This window comes from Sphingomonas sp. PAMC 26617 (genome assembly GCF_000242835.1).
Lineage (GTDB): Bacteria > Pseudomonadota > Alphaproteobacteria > Sphingomonadales > Sphingomonadaceae > Sphingomonas.
Genome location: NZ_JH594425.1, coordinates 2450624 through 2470184, shown reverse-complemented (window position 1 = coordinate 2470184; position 19561 = coordinate 2450624). Strand labels below are relative to the sequence as shown.

At 65.9% G+C, this 19561-nt stretch carries 18 protein-coding genes and 1 tRNA gene; 8 read left to right on the top strand and 11 right to left on the bottom strand.

Going from position 1 to position 19561, the window contains the following annotated elements:
- Position 1 precedes the first annotated feature (1 nt).
- From hpnE to hpnA, 5 genes are all read right to left on the bottom strand, one after another.
- Positions 2 to 1270, bottom strand: a complete 1269-nt coding sequence (gene hpnE / locus RH91_RS10890; RefSeq protein ID WP_029623776.1) for a hydroxysqualene dehydroxylase HpnE — start codon at positions 1268 to 1270, stop codon at positions 2 to 4.
- Entirely contained in the window at positions 1267 to 2106 is an 840-nt protein-coding gene (hpnD, locus tag RH91_RS10885) for a presqualene diphosphate synthase HpnD (protein ID WP_010162771.1), read from the bottom strand. Before hpnD ends, hpnE begins: the two co-directional genes overlap by 4 nt.
- The gene (gene hpnC, locus RH91_RS10880) at positions 2103 to 2942 is read right to left on the bottom strand and encodes a squalene synthase HpnC (protein ID WP_010162770.1); all 840 of its coding nucleotides are present in this window, start codon (positions 2940 to 2942) and stop codon (positions 2103 to 2105) included. Before hpnC ends, hpnD begins: the two co-directional genes overlap by 4 nt.
- Positions 2939 to 4183, bottom strand: a complete 1245-nt coding sequence (locus RH91_RS10875) for a glycosyltransferase (protein ID WP_010162769.1) — start codon at positions 4181 to 4183, stop codon at positions 2939 to 2941. The genes hpnC and RH91_RS10875 overlap by 4 nt, the downstream gene beginning before the upstream one ends.
- A gap of 196 nt (positions 4184 to 4379) precedes the next feature.
- Positions 4380 to 5378 carry a hopanoid-associated sugar epimerase gene (gene hpnA / locus RH91_RS10870; RefSeq protein ID WP_029623775.1) on the bottom strand — a complete coding sequence of 333 codons (999 nt, stop codon included), beginning with the start codon at positions 5376 to 5378 and terminating at the stop codon, positions 4380 to 4382.
- Between the two features lie 159 nt (positions 5379 to 5537).
- Between hpnA and hpnI the strand changes: the two genes are divergently transcribed.
- From hpnI to RH91_RS10845, 5 genes are read left to right on the top strand one after another with little or no spacing between them, the layout of a single operon-like run.
- Positions 5538 to 6716, top strand: a complete 1179-nt coding sequence (gene hpnI / locus RH91_RS10865; RefSeq protein ID WP_010162767.1) for a bacteriohopanetetrol glucosamine biosynthesis glycosyltransferase HpnI — start codon at positions 5538 to 5540, stop codon at positions 6714 to 6716.
- Entirely contained in the window at positions 6713 to 8158 is a 1446-nt protein-coding gene (gene hpnJ / locus RH91_RS10860) for a hopanoid biosynthesis associated radical SAM protein HpnJ (protein WP_010162766.1), read from the top strand. The genes hpnI and hpnJ overlap by 4 nt, the downstream gene beginning before the upstream one ends.
- Positions 8159 to 8182: 24 nt before the next feature.
- Positions 8183 to 8380 carry a hypothetical protein gene (locus RH91_RS10855; RefSeq protein WP_010162765.1) on the top strand — a complete coding sequence of 66 codons (198 nt, stop codon included), beginning with the start codon at positions 8183 to 8185 and terminating at the stop codon, positions 8378 to 8380.
- Complete coding sequence (gene hpnK, locus RH91_RS10850; protein WP_010162764.1) at positions 8377 to 9201, top strand: hopanoid biosynthesis-associated protein HpnK; 825 nt, start codon at positions 8377 to 8379, stop codon at positions 9199 to 9201. Before RH91_RS10855 ends, hpnK begins: the two co-directional genes overlap by 4 nt.
- A gap of 15 nt (positions 9202 to 9216) precedes the next feature.
- Complete coding sequence (locus RH91_RS10845) at positions 9217 to 10113, top strand: hypothetical protein (RefSeq protein ID WP_010162763.1); 897 nt, start codon at positions 9217 to 9219, stop codon at positions 10111 to 10113.
- Between the two features lie 122 nt (positions 10114 to 10235).
- Here RH91_RS10845 and RH91_RS10840 read toward each other — a convergent pair whose 3' ends face one another.
- Entirely contained in the window at positions 10236 to 10832 is a 597-nt protein-coding gene (locus RH91_RS10840) for a PEPxxWA-CTERM sorting domain-containing protein (protein WP_010162762.1), read from the bottom strand.
- A 623-nt stretch (positions 10833 to 11455) separates the two neighbouring features.
- Here RH91_RS10840 and RH91_RS10835 point away from each other — a divergent pair.
- Positions 11456 to 12430, top strand: a complete 975-nt coding sequence (locus RH91_RS10835; protein WP_010162761.1) for a lysylphosphatidylglycerol synthase domain-containing protein — start codon at positions 11456 to 11458, stop codon at positions 12428 to 12430.
- A 64-nt stretch (positions 12431 to 12494) separates the two neighbouring features.
- Here RH91_RS10835 and RH91_RS10830 read toward each other — a convergent pair whose 3' ends face one another.
- Positions 12495 to 12878, bottom strand: a complete 384-nt coding sequence (locus tag RH91_RS10830; RefSeq protein WP_010162760.1) for a winged helix-turn-helix domain-containing protein — start codon at positions 12876 to 12878, stop codon at positions 12495 to 12497.
- Positions 12878 to 13084, bottom strand: a complete 207-nt coding sequence (locus RH91_RS10825) for a TOBE domain-containing protein (RefSeq protein WP_010162759.1) — start codon at positions 13082 to 13084, stop codon at positions 12878 to 12880. The genes RH91_RS10830 and RH91_RS10825 overlap by 1 nt, the downstream gene beginning before the upstream one ends.
- A gap of 97 nt (positions 13085 to 13181) precedes the next feature.
- On the opposite strand from RH91_RS10825, the gene RH91_RS10820 reads away from it, so the two are divergent.
- Entirely contained in the window at positions 13182 to 15245 is a 2064-nt protein-coding gene (locus RH91_RS10820) for an NAD(+) synthase (protein ID WP_010162758.1), read from the top strand.
- Between the two features lie 127 nt (positions 15246 to 15372).
- Here RH91_RS10820 and RH91_RS10815 read toward each other — a convergent pair whose 3' ends face one another.
- Complete coding sequence (locus RH91_RS10815) at positions 15373 to 15705, bottom strand: DUF6481 family protein (RefSeq protein WP_010162756.1); 333 nt, start codon at positions 15703 to 15705, stop codon at positions 15373 to 15375.
- A gap of 36 nt (positions 15706 to 15741) precedes the next feature.
- Positions 15742 to 15831, bottom strand: a tRNA-Ser gene (locus RH91_RS10810).
- Between the two features lie 149 nt (positions 15832 to 15980).
- Between RH91_RS10810 and hspQ the strand changes: the two genes are divergently transcribed.
- Positions 15981 to 16361: a heat shock protein HspQ gene (gene hspQ, locus RH91_RS10805; protein WP_010162755.1), complete on the top strand. Its 381-nt coding sequence runs from the start codon at positions 15981 to 15983 to the stop codon at positions 16359 to 16361.
- A gap of 210 nt (positions 16362 to 16571) precedes the next feature.
- Here the strand turns inward: hspQ and RH91_RS10800 are convergent, their stop codons facing one another.
- Positions 16572 to 19235 carry a TonB-dependent receptor plug domain-containing protein gene (locus RH91_RS10800; RefSeq protein ID WP_010162754.1) on the bottom strand — a complete coding sequence of 888 codons (2664 nt, stop codon included), beginning with the start codon at positions 19233 to 19235 and terminating at the stop codon, positions 16572 to 16574.
- Positions 19236 to 19561: the final 326 nt, after the last annotated feature.

Sequence of the window (19561 nt, the reverse complement as noted above, 5' to 3'; positions counted from 1 at the left end):
CTTAGCCGAGCGTTGCGGTCCGCGCCAAGCGAGCAGCGGTCTCGCCCGATCGAATCGCGCCCTCGATCGTCGCGGGCAATCCGGTCTGCGTCCAGTCCCCCGCAAGGAACAGGTTGCGCCAGCGGGTCTTCGCCGCCGGGCGACGCGCGTCCTGCTCGGGAGTCGCGGCGAAGGTCGCGCGCTTTTCCTTGACGATCTGCCACGTCGGCAGCTCCACCGGGCCGCCATGCACCGCGCGGATATCCGACCAGAAGGCGTGCGCGAGTTCGGTCCGGTCGCGGTCGACGAGATGGTCCGCCGCGCTGACGGTGATCGAGATGCGGTCGGAGAAGGCGAAGATCCACTCCGCGGTCCCGCCAAGGATGCCGACCATCGTCTGCACCCCAGCAGGCGGCGCGATCGCGAAATGCGCGTTGACGATCGCGCGGAAATCGTTGGGCACGGTCAGCTCGGGCACGAGGTCCGCCGCGGCCCACGGCGGGACCGCGAGGACGATCGTCTCGTCAGGCGCGATCGCTTCCGCGCCGCGCCCGTAATCGAGCGCGACGACGCGGTCGCCTTCGAAGCGGAGTGCGCGCAGCCGCGTCCCGAGGGAGAGGTCGGTGCCCTTCGCCGCCAGCCACGCCAGCGCCGGATCGACGAATGCCGCCGCCAGCGACGGTTCGGCGATCTCGGGCCGCATCGCGCGCCCGCCCCGACCGAGCGTCTCGCGAATCACGCGCGAGGTCAGCACCGCCGATCCTGTCGCGGACGCGGTGTTGAGCGCCGCGAGCAGGACGGGATCGATCAACTTGTCCCACACCGGCCCGCTGGGATCGACCCGGTCCGCGACGACCTGCCCGGGCTTCCCCCCGGCGAGCCCGGCGAGACGCAGGTAATCGCGCACGGTCGTCCCCGGCACGCGCCGTCCGTCGCGGCAGATCCACCACGGCACCGGCCCGTCGTTGATCCGTACCGACCAGCGCGACCCCGTCGTGATATCGGCGAAGGCGAAGTCGGCGTGGCGCGGCCCGGTCAGCCGGTCGCTCGCGCCGATCGTGTCGAGATAGCGATGGACCGCGGTGTTCCCCGACAGGACGAGGTGGTTGCCATTGTCGATCGTCCGGCCAAGCTGTGGGTCGTGATAGCTGCGGCATCGCCCGCCCGCCTGCGCCGCGCCGTCGACTAGCGTCGCGCGCACGCCCTCGCGCGCAAGCTCGACCGCAGCGGAAAGCCCCGCCATCCCCGCGCCGATGATCCGGACGCGTTTTGGAACCGACCCGCGCTTCAACGGAAGAGGCTGAGCCGCAGGACGGTTAGCAGCAAGGCGGGTTTGTTGACCCGAATCCGCGTGCGCGGCGCGGCCCAGCCAGCCGTCTCCATCCGCCGCAGCAGGGGCTCATAAACCGCCGCCATCAGCCGGGGTGCGAGCAAATGCCCGCGTGGTCGTGTCGCGAGGATCGCCTGCGCCGCAGCGAAATGCTCATGCGCCTTCGCCGCGAGCATCCGGCACGCGCCCTCGATTCGCGGGTCCGCGACCAGGACCAGCGGCTCGTCGAGCGCCACCCCTGCCGCGACCAGCGGCTCGCGCGGGAGATAGACTCGCCCGATCGTCGCATCCTCGTCGATATCGCGCAGGATATTGGTGAATTGCAGCGCGCGCCCGAGATGATAGGCGAGCTCGATTCCGGGGCGTTCCTCCATCCCGAAGATCCGTACCGACAGCCGCCCGACGGCGGAAGCGACCCGGTCGCAATAGAGATCGAGCGTGTCGAACGCCGGCCAGCGGATGTCGCGCTCGACGTCCATCGCCATCCCGTCGATCACCGCGAGGAAATCGTCCTTGCGCAAGCCGAAACGCTCGACCGCCTCGGCCAGCAGCGCCGCCTGCCCGGGATCACGACCGGCATAGAGCGATTCGATGTCGGCGCGCCACGCATCGAGCGCGACCGCGCGGTCCTCGCGGTTGCCGCCCTCGTCGTCGGCAATGTCGTCAACCTGCCGGCAGAAGGCGTAAACCGCGTACATCGCCTCGCGCTCGGCCTTGGGGAGCACGCGCATCCCGGCGTAGAAGGAGCTGCCCGAAACTTGCGCCTGAAGCTGCGCGGGGGTGGCCTTTGGATTCATGCCCGACCCTTAACCATTTGCGTCACCGCCGCCAACGCTGCGATCCCCAAGGCCTCAGGCGCACGGTGGTGGACGCGCTGCGACAAGGGATCGCGGCGTTTCAGCCGTGCGTTGAGGCTGACCGCGAGTCGGTGGATGATCGCCACCTCTGCCGCAAGCCGCCGGTCCCGGATCTGCCGCGCGAACCCCGCCGACTGCGCGAGCAACGTGTCGGTGCGAGTCGCCATGTCGACGATTACCGCGCGGAGCGCCGGGGTCGCCGCGGTGCCGCCCAGGTCCTCCACGCGGGCGCCGTGCTGCGCGAGGATGTCGCGCGGGAGATAGACGCGCTGAATCGCACGCCAGTCCTTGCCGCAATCCTGGACGTGATTGATCACCTGCAGCGCCGCGCACAGCGCATCCGACGCTGCCCAGGTCGCGTGATCCTCGCCGTGGACGTCGAGCACGTAGCGCCCGACCGGCATCGCCGAATAGCGGCAATATTCCATCAGCGACGGCCAGTCGTCATAATGGTCGACCGTGCAATCGCGTGCAAAGGCGACGAGCAGGTCGGTCGCGTGCTGTGACGACAAATGGTGCGCGGTCATCGTCTCGCGCAGTGCCAGCGCGGTCGCCTCGGCGTCGCCGTGCCCGAGGATCGTCGCGCGCATCTGCCCGAGCAGCGCGAGCTTTTCGTTCGCCGATGCCGCCGGATTGTCCGCCACATCGTCCGCCGCGCGCGCGAAATGGTAGAACGCCATGACGGGCGCGCGGTGCGCCTTTTTGAGCAGTACCGAGGCGACGGGGAAGTTCTCGTCCTTATGCCCCTTGCCCGAGGCGAGTGCGGTGGCGGTCATGACGTCGAGCTTTCTTCGTGGCGCGCGGCCTGGACCCGGCCCTTCCACATGCCCCCGCGCCCGCGGACATGCTGCCATGCCGACAGCAACGTACAACCGGCGTAAAAGGTCGCGATCAGCGGCAAGGCCGGTCCCCAGAATGGCGAACGCCGGTAGAAGCGCAGCATGGGCTGAAATGCCAGCGCCATCACCGCCCAGGCGGCCAGCGCGGTCATCCGTACGGGCCCCTCCCCGACGATCGCGAGCAACGGGGGCGCGAGATAGGTGATTGCGAGGCCGAGCGTGGTGCCCGCGAGCAGGATCGGCGAATAGTTGAGCTGCGCGTAGGCCGAGCGCGAGATCATCGCCGCGACCGAGTCCCACGTGTCGTAGCGCCGGATGCTGACGGCTCGGTCCGTGAGCCCGAGCCAGATCGCCCCCTGCGTCTTCATCAGCGCGCCGAACGCGCAATCGTCGATCAACGCGGCGCGGACCGCCGCGACTCCGCCCGCCGCCTGCAACGCGCTGCGCTCGACCAGCATCACCCCGCCCGCCGCCGCGCCCCGCCCGCTGCCGCGCCGGTTCACCGCCGCGAACGGATACAACATCTGGAAGAACCACACGAACGCCGGGATCAACGCGCGTTCGGCGAGGCTCTCGCAGCGCAGCCGCGCCATCAGCGAAACCAGCACGCGATCCTCCTCCACCGCCCGCGCGACCAGCGTGCGGAGCGTATCGGGGGCATGCGCGATGTCGGCGTCGGTCAGCAGGAGATAATCGGGCGTGATGCCTGCGGCGGCGATGCCTTGCGAGACGGCCCACAATTTGCCGGTCCAGCCCTTCGCCAAGGCCGCGCCCGTCACGACCTGCAACCGATCCCCGCCAGCGACACGCGCGATGTCGGCGGTGCCGTCGCTGCTCGAATCGTCGATCAGGATGATGCGGAAATCACCGGGATAATCCTGCGCGGCAAGGCTGCCGACCGACCGGGCGATCACCTCTGCCTCATCGCGCGCGGGGACGATCGCGACGACGGAGGGCCACACCCCATCTTCTCCCGGCCCTGCAAGGGAGGGGTCGGACGTGGGTAGGCCAGTGGCGGCGGCGCTCTCATCATACCAACCCACCCCCGGCCCTTCCCTTCCAGGGAGGGGAGCAAGGTCCATCGTATCGCGCTCCGCGGTCTGCCAGAACCCGTCGCGCGCGACTACCAGCACCAGCCAGATCACCAGCGACGCCATCGCAATCCCGAACAAGATCATCGGGCACCCCCCGACTGCAACGAGCAGGTTCGCCCTTCGCCTCCCCTCCCTGGAAGGGAGGGGTCGGTGGTGGGTCGGTATGGAGAGAGCGCATCCGTCGCCACGAACAAACCCACCCCCAGCCCCTCCCTTCCAGGGAGGGGAGCAAGAGGAACAGTCCCTCGCTCACCGATCTGCGAGAGCTTATCCTGCACGATCACGCGAGCATCCCCGCCTGCCGGAACCACGCGACCGCATCCTCGAGCGCTTGCCTGTAAGGCCGCGCGCGATACCCCAGTTCCGCCTCGGCGCGCGCGCTCGAATAATACATGTCGTGCGCTGCCATCCGCAGTGCATCGAGCGTCAGGAACGGCTCGTTCCCCGTGACCCGCGCAAGCTGTTCGTTTGCCCAGGCCAGCGGGAACAGCGGCGCGCGGGGGATCTGCACCGTCGGCGGCTTGCGCCCGACGATCTGTGCGACGCACGCGAGCATCTCGCGCAGCGACACGTCCTGCCCGCCCAGCACGTAGCGCTCCCCGATCACGCCATGCGCCATCGCGGCGATATGCCCGTCCGCGACGTCGTCGACATGCACCAGATTGAGCCCGCTCTCGACGAACGCGGGCATCCGGCCTGACGCCGCCTCGACGATGATCCGCCCGGTCGGCGTGGGGCGCGCATCGCGCGGGCCGATCGGGGTCGAGGGGTTGACGATCACCGCGGGCAGCTCGCGCTCGCGCACCATCGTCTCGACCAGCCGCTCGGCGACGACCTTGCTCCGCTTGTACGCGCCGACCGCCTGTTCCGGGGTTGCGGGGCGGCTCTCGTCGGATGGCTTGCCGTGATCGGGTCGCAACGTCGCCACGCTGCTGGTATAGACGATCCGTGCCACCCCCGCGTCGAGCGCGGCGTCCATCACCGTCTGTGTGCTCAGCCGATTGTTGCGGACGATCTCCTCGGTATCGGGTGCCCAGATCCGATAGTCGGCGGCGACGTGATAAAGCTGCGATACCCCCGCCATCGCGCGGCGCATGGCTTGCGGGTCGCGCGCGTCGCCCTCGACGATCTGGCCCGGGAAGTCGGTCAGGTTGGTCCGCGCGCTGCTCGCCCGCGCCAGCCCGCGCACACGCACGCCCGCCGCCGCCAGCCGCCGCGCAACCGCCGAACCGACGAAACCGGATACCCCGGTCACAAGCGTAATAGGTTGATCGCTCACGCAGCCTCCATGCGGCGACGCTGTAGAACGCCACGCCGCAAGCGCAAACACTCTCGCGCAACCGAACAGCAACAAAGTCCGCATCGGCCCCGACATGACAGCTTTTTCACGCAGGCGCGCCTATACCCGTCATTCGGGCAACGCTACGGGGGTGGCATCGTGATCCATTTTCTCCACCTCATCGGGGCTGCGCTGGGCTGGCTGGCGATCGTGGTGGCGGCGTGCGGCGTCGTCTACTCGACCGCGGCGGCGCTTGTCTTCCGACGCTATTTCGCGGCGGCGACCCCGGCGCCGATCCGCCACGCGGCGGTCACCCTGGTGAAGCCGCTGTACGGCGCCGAACCACGGCTTTACGAAAACCTCGCGAGCTTCCTTGCGCTGGATCACGCCGGTCCCGTCCAACTGCTGTGCGGCATCCAGCGCCGCGACGATCCCGCGATCGCGGTGGTCGAAGCGCTGCGAGCCGACTATCCCGACGCCCAGATCGACCTCGTGATCGACGGCACGGTCCATGGCGCCAGCGGCAAGCTCTCCAACCTCATCAATATGGAACCGCTGATCCGCCACGACGTGGTCGTGCTGAGCGACAGCGATATCGCGGTTGCGCCCGACTATCTCGCGCAGATCCTCCGCGCGCTCGACCAGCCGAAAACCGGGATCGTCACCTGCGTCTATGCCGGGCGCGGCGACACCGGATTCTGGTCGCGCTTCGGTGCGGCAGGGGTGAGCTACCAGTTCATGCTCGGCCTCGTCTTCGGCGTCGCGAACAAGCTTGCGGCCCCGTGCATGGGCTCGACCATCGCGATGACACGCGACACGCTGCACCGGATCGGCGGGTTCGCACGCTTCGCGGACAAGCTTGCGGACGATTATGCAATGGGCGAGGCGGTCCGCGCGCTCGGCCTCGAGATCGCGCTGCCGCCGATGCTGGTCGACCATGCATTCGACGAACGGAGCCTGCCCGCGCTATGGCGGCACGAATTGCGCTGGGGCGCGACCGTCCGCGACGTCGCCTTCTGGCCCTATGTCGGGATCATCATCGGCCTGCCGCTGCCCGTCGCGATCCTCTCGGCGCTGTACTGGCCGACGGTCGGGCTGATCCTGTGCGCGCTTGCGGTCGTTGCACGGTTGGTGGTTGTGCGGAACGTGGATGCGACTGTAGGGAGGCGCATCGCTCCGTTGTGGATGGCGCTGGCGCATGATGGCATGAGTTTTGCCATCTATATCGTGAGCTTCTTCGTCCGATCGGTTGATTGGCGCGGCGCGACCCTTACAATGAAGACTGAAGGCCGCATTGTTGCGGCGCACAAGATTCAGAATGCGGAGCAACGGGCATGATGCGGGCGCTTTTCCTCCAGGCGCCGTCTTTTGACGGTTATGACGGCGGCGCGGGTGCGCGCTACCAGATGAAGCGGGAGGTCAAATCCTTCTGGTATCCGACCTGGCTCGCGCAGCCGGCGGCGATGGTCGAGGGTTCCAAGCTGATCGACGCTCCGGCGCACGACCAGTCGTGGGACGACATCAAGCATGAATTCGACGATCGCGACCTCGTGATCCTCCACACCTCGACGCCGTCGTTCAACCAGGACATCCGCACCGCCGCGCTGATCAAGCAACGCAACCCGCAAATCCTGATCGGCTTCGTCGGTGCGAAGGTCGCGGTCGAGCCCGACAAGAGCCTTGCCGCCACCCCCGACGTCGATTTCGTCGCGCGCGAGGAATATGACTTCACGATCCTCGAGATCGCGCAGGGCAAGCCGCTGCGCGAAGTCGACGGCATCACCTGGCGCGATTCGGACGGCGCGTTCATCCGCAACCGCGACCGCGCGATGATCGAGGACATGGACTCGCTGCCGATGGTCTCGCCGGTCTACAAGCGCGACTTGCAGATCGACAAATATTTCGGCGGCTACCTGCTCCATCCGTATGTCAGCTTCTACACCGGGCGCGGGTGCAAGAGTCGTTGCACCTTCTGCCTCTGGCCGCAGACGATCGGCGGGCACACCTACCGCTTCCGCTCGGTCGCCAAGGTGATCGAGGAAGTCGAGTACATCATTCGCGACATCCCCGAGACCAAGGAGATCTTCTTCGACGACGACACGCTGACCGACAACCACGCGCGCGTCGAGGAACTCGCGATCGCGCTCGGCAAGCTTGGCTTCGGCAAGCCCGGCTTCAAGATGTCGTGGAGCTGCAACGCCAAGGCCAACGTGCCCCGCAAGACGCTCGAAGTGCTGAAAGCCAATGGCCTGCGGCTGCTGCTCGTCGGCTATGAGAGCGGCAACCAGCAGATCCTGCACAACATCAAAAAGGGTCTGCGCACCGACGTCGCACGGCAGTTCACCAAGGATTGCCACGAGCTCGGCGTCGTGATCCACGGCACCTTCATCCTCGGCCTGCCGGGCGAGACGCTCGAGACGATCGAGGAGACGATCAACTACGCCAAGGAGATCGATCCGCACACGATCCAGGTGTCGCTCGCGGCACCGTATCCGGGCACGTTCCTGTACAAGCAGGCGACCGAGAACGGCTGGTTCGACAATTCGCACGAATTGCTGACTGACGGCGGCAACCAGATCGCGCAGCTAAGCTACCCGCATCTGCATTCGACGGTGATCTTCGACAAAGTCGAGGAGTTCTACAAGCGCTTCTACTTCCGCCCGTCGAAGATCTGGGAAATCGTCCGCGAGATGCTGACCGACTGGAACATGATGAAGCGCCGCCTGCGCGAAGGCGTCGAGTTCTTCGACTTCCTGCGCCGTCGCAAAGAGGCCGTGTAAAGCAGCGCGTGTAAGGCGGGGGTAATGACGACGCTGGCGCGGATGACGGTCAACGAGCGGCTGGAAGCGATGGGCCGGCTCGAGGAATGGAACAGGGCGGTCGAGGCGCGCGACCTCGACGCCATGGTCCTGCTGTTGCGCCGCGTCGCCGCGCCCGACCCACGCCGGGTCGCGCAGGGCGTCCTTGCCGACCCCGCGTTTTACGGATTTGCACCGAAATGAAGACCGCGATCATCACTGCCGACGATTTCGGCGTCTCGCTCGAGGTCAACGCGGCGGTCGAGCAGGGGCACCGCGAGGGGATCCTGACCGTGACCAGCCTGATGGTCACAGGTGCCGCCGCAGAGGACGCCGTAATGCGCGCACGGCGGACCCCGACGCTGGGCGTTGGCCTGCACATCGCGCTGGCGGAGACGCCACCGGTCCTGCCACCCGAGACGATCCCCGATCTGGTCGACGACGCCGGCCAGTTCCGCATCGAATCGTTGCCGGTCGCGCTCGCACTGGTCGCCAAGGCCTCGGTCCGTCGTCAGCTCGAAGCGGAGATCTTCGCGCAGTTCGCGTTTTTCGAGGCGACCGGCCTGCCGCTCGATCACGTCAATTCGCACAAGCACATGCACCTCCACCCCGTGATCGCCGCGACGCTGCTGGAGGTCGGCAAGCGTTTCGGGATGACGACCGTCCGCGCGCCGGTCGAGCCGCGCGCGGTACTGGCGCAATTCGAGCCGGCGACCGGGCTGCACATCGCCAAGCCGTTCGCCCGCAGCGTCCAGCGTCGGATGCGCGGTGCCGGGATGAAGGTGCCCGACCATACGTTCGGCCTTGCCTGGTCGGGCGCGATGCATACCGACCGGCTCCGCGGCGTGCTGCGGCATCTTCCCGATGGCGTCAGCGAAGTGTATCTTCACCCGGCGACCGGCCCCTACCCACTGTCCGCGCCGAGCTATCAATATGAGGCAGAGTTGGCGGCGTTACTGGACCCCGTCGCCCGCAGCATCGTTACCAACAACCACATCAGACTGGCGCGTTTCGCCGACTTGTAAACCGGGAGAGCCCCGATGAACTTCATTCCCAAATCGATCGCCCCCGCAGGCCCCGGCCCGGGCGTCCGTATCAAGCTCGGCAGTCCCGAACACAAGACGCTGTTCTGCCGCACGATGCTCGACACGCACGATCCCTACCGCCCCGCCCTGATCGACTGGCCGGTGCTCGAACCCGAGACGCGCAACAAGATCGTCTCGCTGCCGATCTGGGACATTGCCGTGGCGACCGAAGGCCGCGCGGGGATGAACGTCAAGACCTATGGCGAACAGATCCACGACCCGCTGCTGCGCGACGCGATCGACATGAACGCGTATGAGGAAAGCCGCCACAAGATCGTGCTCGCGGACATGGTGACTTTCTACGGCATCGTCCTCCAGCCCGAGGAGGAATACAAACGGCCGCGCGACCCCGAATTCGCCTTCATGCGGACGGGCTTTTCGGAATGCATCGACAGCTTCTTCGGCTTCGGGCTGTTCAAGGTCGCGGCCGACACCGGCTTCTTCCCCGCGGAACTGATCAACACGTTCGAACCGGTGATGCGCGAGGAAGGCCGCCACATCCTGTTCTTCGTCAACTGGGTCGCCTGGCACAGGCGCACTATGCCGCTGTGGCGTCGCCCGTGGTTCGAAATGAAGGTCTGGGCGGTGTGGATCGCCCTGATCTGGGAGCGGATCGACATGGCCAAGGGCATGGGCCAGGACAACACCAAGGCACAGGAGAACAATTTCACGCTCAACGGCTCGAAGGAGCTGGGCGTCGAGATCGAGTTTCCCGAGCTGGCGGCGATCTGCCTGGCGGAGAACGACCGGCGGCTGGCGGTGTACGACCCCAGGTTGATCCGGCCGAAGTTCGTCCCGGGGATGATCCGTCTGGTGCTGCGCTTCATGCGGAAGACGCCGGCAACCGCATAATTTCGTTCAGCGGAAGGGTCCGGCGCGACGGCGATCTTGGGCGCGCGGCGACATTCTGGCCCCAAACAGAAAAGCCGCCGACCTTTCGGTCGGCGGCTTCCTGCGCTCGTAAATTAAGCGACTTAGGCGAACGTTACGTTCGCGCTCCGACGGCGGTAGCGGAAAGAAGCGCCCATCAGGCCGAAGCCCAGGATCATCATGCTCCACGTTGCGATCTCCGGCACCGACGTGACGGGAGCAGGCGGGCTGGCAAACGTAAAGCTGCCCGAAACCGGCTTACCGCTCCCGGTCTGGGTAAAGCTGAACGTCGCCGAGGCTGCGCCTGCTTCGTAGCCACCAAGGCTGCCGAGCGGGGTGAAGAGACCGAGAACGTAAGCGCTGACGGTGCGGTTATCCGTGGTGCCGGTCACAGTGACTTTTGAAACGCTGCCCAAAAAGTCGCCAAACAACGACGTGAAGGAGAACGCCGCGTCGGATGTCGCCGTCAGGTCGGAGATCTTGACGAAGCTACCTTCCGTGCCCGCAAGGTCGCCGCTAGCGGTACCGACGACCGAAAAGATCGTGTTGCTGAAAACGGTGCCAAAGTCGATCGACGTCGTGCTGCTGGAAACACCGGTGATCGCAACCGCAACACCACCGCTGATCGTCACTGCTGCAGTTGCCGGCACGGCAGTCAGCGCTGTTGCAGCAATCGCCACCAAAAGCCCAAAAACCTTCATTTTATATCTCCAAAACTTTGTAAAACGGGGCACAGGTAAGCTTCGGAGCAATCGATGCAGGATTGATGCCATTTACAAATTTGTCTTGTTTTCAGCAGAATACCCAATCTGACAAATCAAGGTCGTAACAACTTCTTACGATCCCCAGAGTTTGCGCCAGAATCGCAAATAATGTTGACAGGATCATTGGGCCGGTCTTCCCGGTTTCAATAACATATGTTGCTTCGTCTAAGCTGGATTGCTCCTTTGCCACTGCTACTCACGATTTCGACTACGGCTCCACGCACCGGACGACCGTACAAAAGCAGACAGCGGGTTACGCCTTCAACCTCGGTACCACGGCCTGTTCTGGCGTCGGGCGAACGACGATATCCAGGTCTGTCAGGCTGTTGGGCGCTGCGAACGCTCGTGGCTCTTGCGCCAGCCCGACGCAATTCGGCTGCTTGATGACACCCGGTCTTGCATCGCGCCATCGCTGCCTGCCGATCCACGGTTGATTGATTCCCTCAAAGCCCCAAAGACGCGACGATGATGCAGGATTTGCAAATGTTCCCCCATCGGCCGGACACCGTCCGGTCCGTCTTCCGCGAGGCAGGCGGCTGCTCGAGACGGTGCCAGCACGCATGAACCGTTCGGCACGGATTGGCCTCCTCCTCGCTACGGTCGTCGGCCTGGCGGTCGCGCTCGGAGCGGTCGGCGCGGTCGGGCTGCATCAGGTCCTGGCCGCAATGGCGTCGATCGGGTGGATCGGGATGGCGAGCTTCACGCTGTGGTCGGTCGGTGTACTTGCCCTGCTCGGCATGGCGTGGCTCGCGGTCGCTCCCGGACAGGCTACGGAACGGCTCGGCTGGTTCGTCTGGGCGCGCACCACGCGCGAGGCGGCGACCGACATCCTGCCGTTCTCGCAACTGGGCGGGCTTGTGGTCGGCGCGCGAACCCTGGCGGCGTTCGGCGTACCGCAACCCGTGATCTACGCATCGATGATCGCGGACATGACGACCGAGATGGCGGCACAGCTGATCTTTACGCTGTGCGGCGTCGGCATGCTGTTGCTGGTGCTGTCGGACGCGCCGGTGCAGCAGGGGATCGTCCCGCTTGCGCTCGGCGGACTTGGCGCGATGGTTGCGCTGATGCTGCTGTTCGTGTTCGCGCAGAAACCGATGCTCCGGCTCGCGGGGTCGCTCGGCGCGCGGATGCTGCCGGGATCGGTCGCGGCGATGGCGGCGGTGCGGGTGGAACTCGACGCGATCTACCGCGCCCCGCGCCGGGTCATCGCGGCGTTCCTGTTCAACCTCGCCGCCTGGCTGGCGAGTGCCGCCGGCGCGTGGATCGCGCTGCGCTTCATGGGGTCGACGATGCCGCTATGGGCGGTGCTGACGATCGAGGCGCTCATCTTCACGCTGCGCAGCGTCGCCTTCGCGATCCCCGGTGCGGTCGGCGTGCAGGAAGCGGCCTATGTGCTGATCGGCCCGTTGTTCGGCCTGCCCCCCGCGCATGCGCTCGCGCTCTCGCTGCTCAAGCGCGCACGTGACGTGATCATCGCGGTGCCCGCACTCCTGGCGTGGCAGGTCGGCGAGGCGCGTCGGGTGGTTTCCTGAGAACGTCGCCGGATAGACGACACACAGGAGGCCAGTACGCCCGAAACGAACGCGCCAGACGCTGCTACCCGTCCTCGCGCACCGGCGGCAGCGGTTGGTCCCGTAGCACCGCCTCCAGCGCCGCCACCAGCCCTTGCTGCGATGCCTCCGCCAGCCCGGCCTCCAGCGCACGATACGCCGCCAGCACGTCGCGCCCCAGCGCGGTCAGCGACGCACCGCGCCCCTGCCCGCCGCCCGCGACCGTCTCGACCAGTTTGCCCGTCCAGCAGCGGTTCATGCTGTCGACCAGCAGCCAGCTGCGCCGGTAGCTCATCCCCATCGCGCGGCCCGCGCCCGAGATCGATCCCGCGCGCGCGATCGCTTCCAGCAGGTCGGCCTTGCCCGGTCCCATGGCAAGCTCGTCGCCGCAGTAGAGCTGGGCTTTGATCTTGAGCGCGCCGACGCGCATTACTTCCCGATCAGGACGTCGCTCGCCTTGACGATGACCGTCACGCGGTCGCCGACCGCCAGTTCGAGATCCGCGATCGCTTCGTTGGTGATGTTGGAGGTGACGATCGTGCCGTTGCCGATATCGACATGGACCGACCCGTTGACCGCACCGGGATGGACCGCAGTGACGGTGCCCGAGATCTGGTTGCGCGCGCTGATCTTCATCAAAACATCTCCCTGGCGCGCGCTCTACCACTGCACGGGCGGGAGGGGCAACGCGGTCCCGGTGGCATCGGCCCACAAACCCCGCTAAGCGCCGGATATGGCGAAGACGAAGGCGCATCCGTTCCATTCGATCCACACGCATGGCCTGATCCGGGCCGGGGCCTGCACCCCGCACGCCAGCGTCGGTGATGCCGCGGCGAATGCCGCCGAGACGATCGCGCTCGCGCGGCAGGGCGACGCGCAGCACGCCGACCTGCTCGTCTTTCCCGAACTCAGCATCACCTCCTACGCGATCGAAGACCTTCACCTGCAGACCGCGCAACAGCAGGCGACCGAGGCGGCGCTTGCCGAGGTAGCGGCGGCGAGCGCGACGCTGCGCCCGGTGCTCGTCGTCGGTGCGGCGCTGCCGCGCAACGGGCGGCTCTACAATTGCGCGGTCGTCATCGCGCGCGGGCGGATCCTCGGCGTGGTGCCCAAGATCTTCCTCCCCAATTACCGCGAATATTACGAGAAGCGGTGGTTCGCGAGCGGTGCCGGGCTGACCGGGCTCGACATCACGCTCGCCGGGCAGACCGTCCCGTTCGGCACCGATTTGATCTTCGCCGCGAACGATCTCGCGCCGTTCGTCTTCCATGCGGAGATCTGCGAGGACTACTGGGCCCCTACGCCCCCTTCCACGATGGGCGCGCTCGCGGGCGCCCTCATCTGCTGCAATCTGTCGGCGTCGAACATCGTCGTCGGCAAGGCCCGCGAGCGCGCGTTGCTGTGCGCGTCGCAAAGCGCCCGCGCGATCTGCGGCTATGTGTTCGCTGCCTCGGGCCCGGGGGAGAGCACGACCGATCTCGCCTGGGACGGCCAGGCGATGATCCATGAGATGGGCGAACTGCTCGCCGAGTCGACCCGCTTCGGACGGACGCGCGAACTGGTGCTGGCGGATGTCGATGCGGGTCGAATCGCGCAGGAACGGATGCGGGTGGGCACGTTCAACGATTCGGCGCGGCTGGCGGGCGACCCCGAACTGCGCTTCCGCCGGATCGGCTTCGACCACCAGCCCGATTTCGCCGACGCCGGGCTGCTGCGCGAGATACGCCGCTTCCCGTTCGTCCCCAACACCCCCGAACGACTCGACGAGGATTGCTACGAGGCGTTCAACATCCAGGTCGAGGGGCTGCTCAAGCGGTTCGTCGCGTCGCGGTCCGAACGGCTCGTCATCGGCGTCTCGGGCGGGCTCGATTCGACGCATGCGCTGATCGTCGCGGCGAAGGTGATGGATCGCCTCGAGCGACCACGCAGCCACATCCTCGGGTTCACAATGCCCGGCTTCGCGACCAGCGAGGGCACCAAGAGCAACGCTTGGGCGCTGATGTGCGCGCTGGGGATCGACGGTGCCGAAATCGACATCCGACCCGCTGCGCGGCAAATGCTCGCCGACATGGGCCATCCGTTCGCGGACGGCGAACCCGCCTATGACGTGACGTTCGAAAACGTTCAGGCGGGCCTGCGCACCGATTACCTGTTCCGCCTTGCCAACCAGCGTGGCGGGATCGTCGTCGGCACGGGGGACCTGTCGGAACTGGCGCTGGGGTGGTGCACCTATGGCGTCGGCGACCAGATGAGCCATTACGGCGTCAACGCGGGTGTCCCCAAGACGCTGATCCAGTTCCTGATTCGCTGGTGCATCCGGACCAGCCAATATGACGGCGAGACCGATTCGATCCTCGTATCGATCCTCGCGACCGAGATTTCGCCCGAGCTGGTGCCCGCGGGCGCGGATGGCGCGATCCAGAGCACCGAGGCGCGAATCGGGCCGTATGCGCTCAACGACTTCTTCCTGCATTATGTGGTGCGGCACGGGATGGCGCCGTCGAAGATCGCCTTCTTCGCGCTGCAGGCGTGGCGCGATTCGGACGCGGGGCGCTGGCCGCGCGATTTTCCGGCGGCTGGTCGCGTGGCGTATGACCTGCCGATGATTCGCGAATGGCTGGAGAAGTTTCTGGTGCGGTTCTTCGCGACCAGCCAGTTCAAGCGGTCTGCGCTGCCGAACGGGCCGAAGGTTTCCAGCGGGGGGGCACTATCGCCGCGGGGCGACTGGCGCGCACCGTCGGACGGGACGGCGCGGGTATGGCTGGAGGAACTGGAGAAGGGACTGCCGCTTTACTAACACTTCCCCGGCGAAGGCCGGGGCCCAGTTGAGAGACGGGAGTAAGTACGCGCCGCGCCAGGTTACCTCGGCCACTTCGACTGGGCCCCGGCCTACGCCGGGGAAGCCAGAAAGAAGCAAACTCGCCTTACTTGCGGCTCTTGCGCGCCGCGTAGCGGGCGTCGCGCGCCGCTTTCTTGTCGATCTCGGCCTGGATCGCCGCCTGCTTGGCCTCTTCGATCGCGCGTTCGGCGGCTTCGGCCTTGGCGATCTTCTCGAGCCGGGCTTCCTCGATCGCTGCCTTCTTCTCTTCGCGCTTCTTGGCTTCGGCAGCTTCCTTCGCCTCGCGTGCGGCGGCACGGGCGGCGACGACCGCGGGATCGACCGGCGGCTTGGACTTCAGCTTTTCCAGCGCGCGCTGTTTGGCGTCGGCGGACAGGGCTGCCCGGTCTTTGAAGGAAGGTTCTTTGTAGGATGCCATGTGGCGGGCTTTAGCCTCATCGAGGATCAAAGGAAATGGCGGAGAGGGTGGGATTCGAACCCACGGTACCCGCGAGGGCACGCCGCATTTCGAGTGCGGTACATTCGACCACTCTGCCACCTCTCCGCGAGGTCGTGTGATGCTGGTATGAAGTCCAGCACCGGTCGGTGAGCGGGGGCCTCTAACGCAGTGATCCCCACTAGGCAAGCGGTTCGACACGGGTTTCTCACCAACCATTCGCTTGTGTGCCGCCCGAGAGCGCCTAAATTGTCCTCATGCACCGTACCCCGATCCAGTCTCCCCCGTTCGACACCACGATTGCCCTGCCCCCGATCAGCCATGCGCGATTCGCCATCGGCGCTGTCGTGCGGCATCGCATGTTCGATTTTCGCGGCGTGGTGTTCGATATCGATCCGATCTTCGCGAACAGCGACGAATGGTATGACGCGATCCCGGAGAACATCCGCCCGCGCAAGGACCAGCCGTTCTACCATCTGCTCGCCGAGAACACCGAGTCGACCTATGTCGCTTATGTCAGCCAGCAGAACCTGATCCCCGACGATACCGACGAACCGGTCGACCATCCCGCGATTGCCGGGCTGTTCGGGGACTATGAGGACGGGAAATACCCGCTGCGGCGCGAGCACCGGCACTAGCGCTCGCTTTCTACGTTGCATCGCTTCCCCGGCGAAGGCCGGGGCCCAAGAGCGAAGCGGTGGAAAATAAGCGCCGCGCGCCGTTCCCTCGGCCACTTCGACTGGGCCCCGGCCTTCGCCGGGGAAGTGAACATACTATCGCCCTTGCGCCGACGGACACCGCCGTACAGCAAAGCCCCCGGGACGCCGAGACGCCCCGGGGACTCGACCTCAATATTTCACGCGAAGCCGGGTGTAGTAGAACCCGCCGTTGAACCCGAACGGCCCGCCGTTGCGCGCATAGACCTGCCCGTCCGACGTTCCCCCGGTCAGCGGATACAATTGCACCGTCGACGTAGCGTTCAATCGGTCCGGCTTCTCGTCGAGGAAGTTCTGCGCGCCGACCGCGAGCGTGAAGTGCTTGGCGAAGGTGTAGTTCAGCTCGATATCGGTGGTGAACTTGTCGCCAAAGGTCTGATTCGCGACACCGTTGGTTTGCCCGTAATCCTGCGCGCTGGTCCAGGAGCTGTAATAGTTCTCGCGCACAGTGAAGCCGAGGTTGCCGAGCGTTAGGCCGGTGTTGAACACCACCCGATGTTTCGGCGCGAGGTTCTCGGCGTCGATCAACTGCGCGACGCTGACCACGCGTGCATCATAGCCGGTCACCTTAGTCTTGTTGTAGTTATACGCCAGCGAGAAGTTGAGCTGCGCCTCGCTCACCCGGGTACGATAGGTCGCGACAACGTCGACCCCGCGGGTCCGCGTGCGGAAGCCGTTGGTGAAATATTGCACCTGTCCGCCCACCCCGACCGGGAGCAGCGCGGGCTGCGCCGCCAGATCCGCCGCGGTGACGATGAAGGGCGAGGTCAGGCCGATGCGGTCGCGCAGGTTGATTTGATAGCCATCGACCGTGATCGTCATCGCGCGCATTGGCTCGAGGATGAACCCCAGCCCGTAATTGGTCGACTTTTCCGGGCTCAGCGTCGACGCGCCGTAATATTGCGCGACGGCGGTGTTGGTCGGATACGTCCCGCTCTGGAAGGCGACGCCATTGTTGAACGAGGTCGTGACAATCGAGACGTTCGACTGCCCCGGGGACGGCGCATGGAAGCCCGTGCCGAAGCTGCCGCGGACCGAGAAGCCCTCCACCAGCTTGTAGAGCGCGTTGACCTTGCCGACCCATGCGTTGCCGAACGTGTTGTAATGCTCGTACCGCCCCGCCGCGCCGACCGTGAGCGCGTCGGTGATGTCGGTCTCGAGACCGATATAGGCCCCGAAGTTTTCCTGGCTGAACTTGCCCGCCGTGCCCGGGCTTGTCCCGGCATAGCCGCTCGCGCCTACGCCCTGCGCGGCGGTCGTGCCGGAGAAGGCGTACACCCCCGGCGCGGTCTGGGTGTAGAGCTGTTGCGCGACCGAGTAGGGCCCTGCCCCATAGGACTGCGGGTCACCCGCGGTCTGTTCGTAGGTTTCCTTGCGATATTCGCCACCCGCCGAAATCGTCAGCGGGCTCGCGAGGCCGAGGTCGGCGGCATAGGTGAAGTCGGCGTTGAGGTTCACCTCGCTCTGGATGAGATCGCCGAACTCGAAGCTCGTCTGTGTCTGCGGGCCGTAGGAGAAGTTCGCCGAATTATACATCGACAGCGACAGCGTGTTGCGCGCAAGCGTGCCCGACACGTCGTAGCTGAACTTGCCCGCCGTCCCCTTGTAGCCAAGCACGCCGTACAACTCCTCGGTCTTGCCGACGAAGCGCGGGGTGAAGCCCGCCGGATACAGCTGGCCGAAGCGGAAGGTGTTGCCGTCGCGGACGAACCCGCCCGCCGGGCAGGTGGCATTGCCGGTCGGGCATGCCGTCAGGAAGAAGGTGTTGTTGAACGCGCCGTTCGCCCCCTGATTGCGCACCACCCCGGTCGAGTCGACCGCGGTGCTGGACACGGGTGCGCGGTAGTTGAAGCTCTGGTTGCCCTCGTTGTGCGCATAATTGCCGAAGAAGTAGATCTTGCTCGAGTCGGTGACGTTAAGCGCGGCGTTCACCACCGCCTTGTAGCCATGCGAGGGCGAGTTGCCCCAGATCTGCACGGGCAACGGATAGTTGGGCAACTGATTGGCGAGCGCGGGAAAATTGTTCGCGAAATTGGCGGCCGAGGGACGGGTCACACCGCGGCTCGTCTGCCCTTCGTCGGTATATTCGCCGGTCACGTTGATGAAGCCGAAGGCGCGCTTGAACCCGACGTTGCCCGCAATCTGGTAACTTTCGCCATCCCCCGCATAATATTGGCCGGTGCGGCCGACGAGTTCGATTCCCTGGTCCTCACGCAGCCCGTAATTGAGCACGCCGGCAATCGCGTCCGAGCCATATTGCGCGGTCGCGCCTTCGCGCAGGACCTGCAGGCTGCCGATCGCGAGCGCCGGGATCGCGGAGATATCCGGCCCCTGCGCGCCGCGCCCGAGACCGGTATCGCTGCCGCCATAGACCTGCACCAACGCCGAGCGGTTGTACCGCTTGCCGTTGAGCATCACGAGCACCTGATCGCCCGACAGACCCCGCAGCGAGGGCGAGCGGACGAAGGTCGAGGCGTCGGAGATCGAATTCTGGCCGACATAGAAGGACGGCACGATGTTCTTGAGCGCATCGATCATGTTCGCCGACGGCTGCGACGTCAGTTCGGCCGAGCTGATGACATCGACCGGCGACGGCGAGTTGGTGAGCGTACGGTCGGTCCGCCTGGTGCCGATGACGACGATGTCGTTCGGCGGCGCATCGCCGGAAGCGGCCTGTTCGGCGGGTTCGGTCTGCGTGGACGCGAGCGTTGCCGCCGCCGGGACTGCGGCGTTCGCCTGAGCCTCCGTCACGGCCAGCGCGGGCGACGCCGCCAGACCGGCGGAGAGCGCGAACATCGAAATGGAATGTCTGTAGAGCAAGGCAAATCCCCCAAAGGTTCGATAGCTGTCAGGTCTTCATTCACTAAAGCCACGCTGCACAGATGACTGGCAGACGCAGTTCCTCCTGCCGCGGGACACGGCATTTCAGTAATCCTGTCGAACACTTGACGCGCACACCTTTACCGGACGCGTTACACCGCGCCTCGCAACCTGCCGCCTGGAAACCCTGCGTCGCTTAACACTACCTAGCGCAACTTTGTTGCGCCGTATGTGCTTGCCACATCTGTTCCAACCCGATGACGCCACAGCTTCTTTCGCATTGCAACAAAAAGTTCACCATT

Coding starts and splice junctions, on each gene's coding strand:
- RH91_RS10835 (WP_010162761.1), top strand. CDS start 11,456: ATGAACCGTTCGGCACGGATTGGCCTCCTCCTCGCTACGGTCGTCGGC.
- RH91_RS10875 (WP_010162769.1), bottom strand. CDS start 4,183: ATGATCTTGTTCGGGATTGCGATGGCGTCGCTGGTGATCTGGCTGGTG.
- RH91_RS10845 (WP_010162763.1), top strand. CDS start 9,217: ATGAACTTCATTCCCAAATCGATCGCCCCCGCAGGCCCCGGCCCGGGC.
- hspQ (WP_010162755.1), top strand. CDS start 15,981: ATGCACCGTACCCCGATCCAGTCTCCCCCGTTCGACACCACGATTGCC.
- RH91_RS10820 (WP_010162758.1), top strand. CDS start 13,182: ATGGCGAAGACGAAGGCGCATCCGTTCCATTCGATCCACACGCATGGC.
- RH91_RS10815 (WP_010162756.1), bottom strand. CDS start 15,705: ATGGCATCCTACAAAGAACCTTCCTTCAAAGACCGGGCAGCCCTGTCC.
- RH91_RS10800 (WP_010162754.1), bottom strand. CDS start 19,235: ATGTTCGCGCTCTCCGCCGGTCTGGCGGCGTCGCCCGCGCTGGCCGTG.
- RH91_RS10840 (WP_010162762.1), bottom strand. CDS start 10,832: ATGAAGGTTTTTGGGCTTTTGGTGGCGATTGCTGCAACAGCGCTGACT.
- RH91_RS10825 (WP_010162759.1), bottom strand. CDS start 13,084: ATGAAGATCAGCGCGCGCAACCAGATCTCGGGCACCGTCACTGCGGTC.
- RH91_RS10855 (WP_010162765.1), top strand. CDS start 8,183: ATGACGACGCTGGCGCGGATGACGGTCAACGAGCGGCTGGAAGCGATG.
- hpnJ (WP_010162766.1), top strand. CDS start 6,713: ATGATGCGGGCGCTTTTCCTCCAGGCGCCGTCTTTTGACGGTTATGAC.
- hpnD (WP_010162771.1), bottom strand. CDS start 2,106: ATGAATCCAAAGGCCACCCCCGCGCAGCTTCAGGCGCAAGTTTCGGGC.
- hpnK (WP_010162764.1), top strand. CDS start 8,377: ATGAAGACCGCGATCATCACTGCCGACGATTTCGGCGTCTCGCTCGAG.
- hpnC (WP_010162770.1), bottom strand. CDS start 2,942: ATGACCGCCACCGCACTCGCCTCGGGCAAGGGGCATAAGGACGAGAAC.
- RH91_RS10830 (WP_010162760.1), bottom strand. CDS start 12,878: ATGCGCGTCGGCGCGCTCAAGATCAAAGCCCAGCTCTACTGCGGCGAC.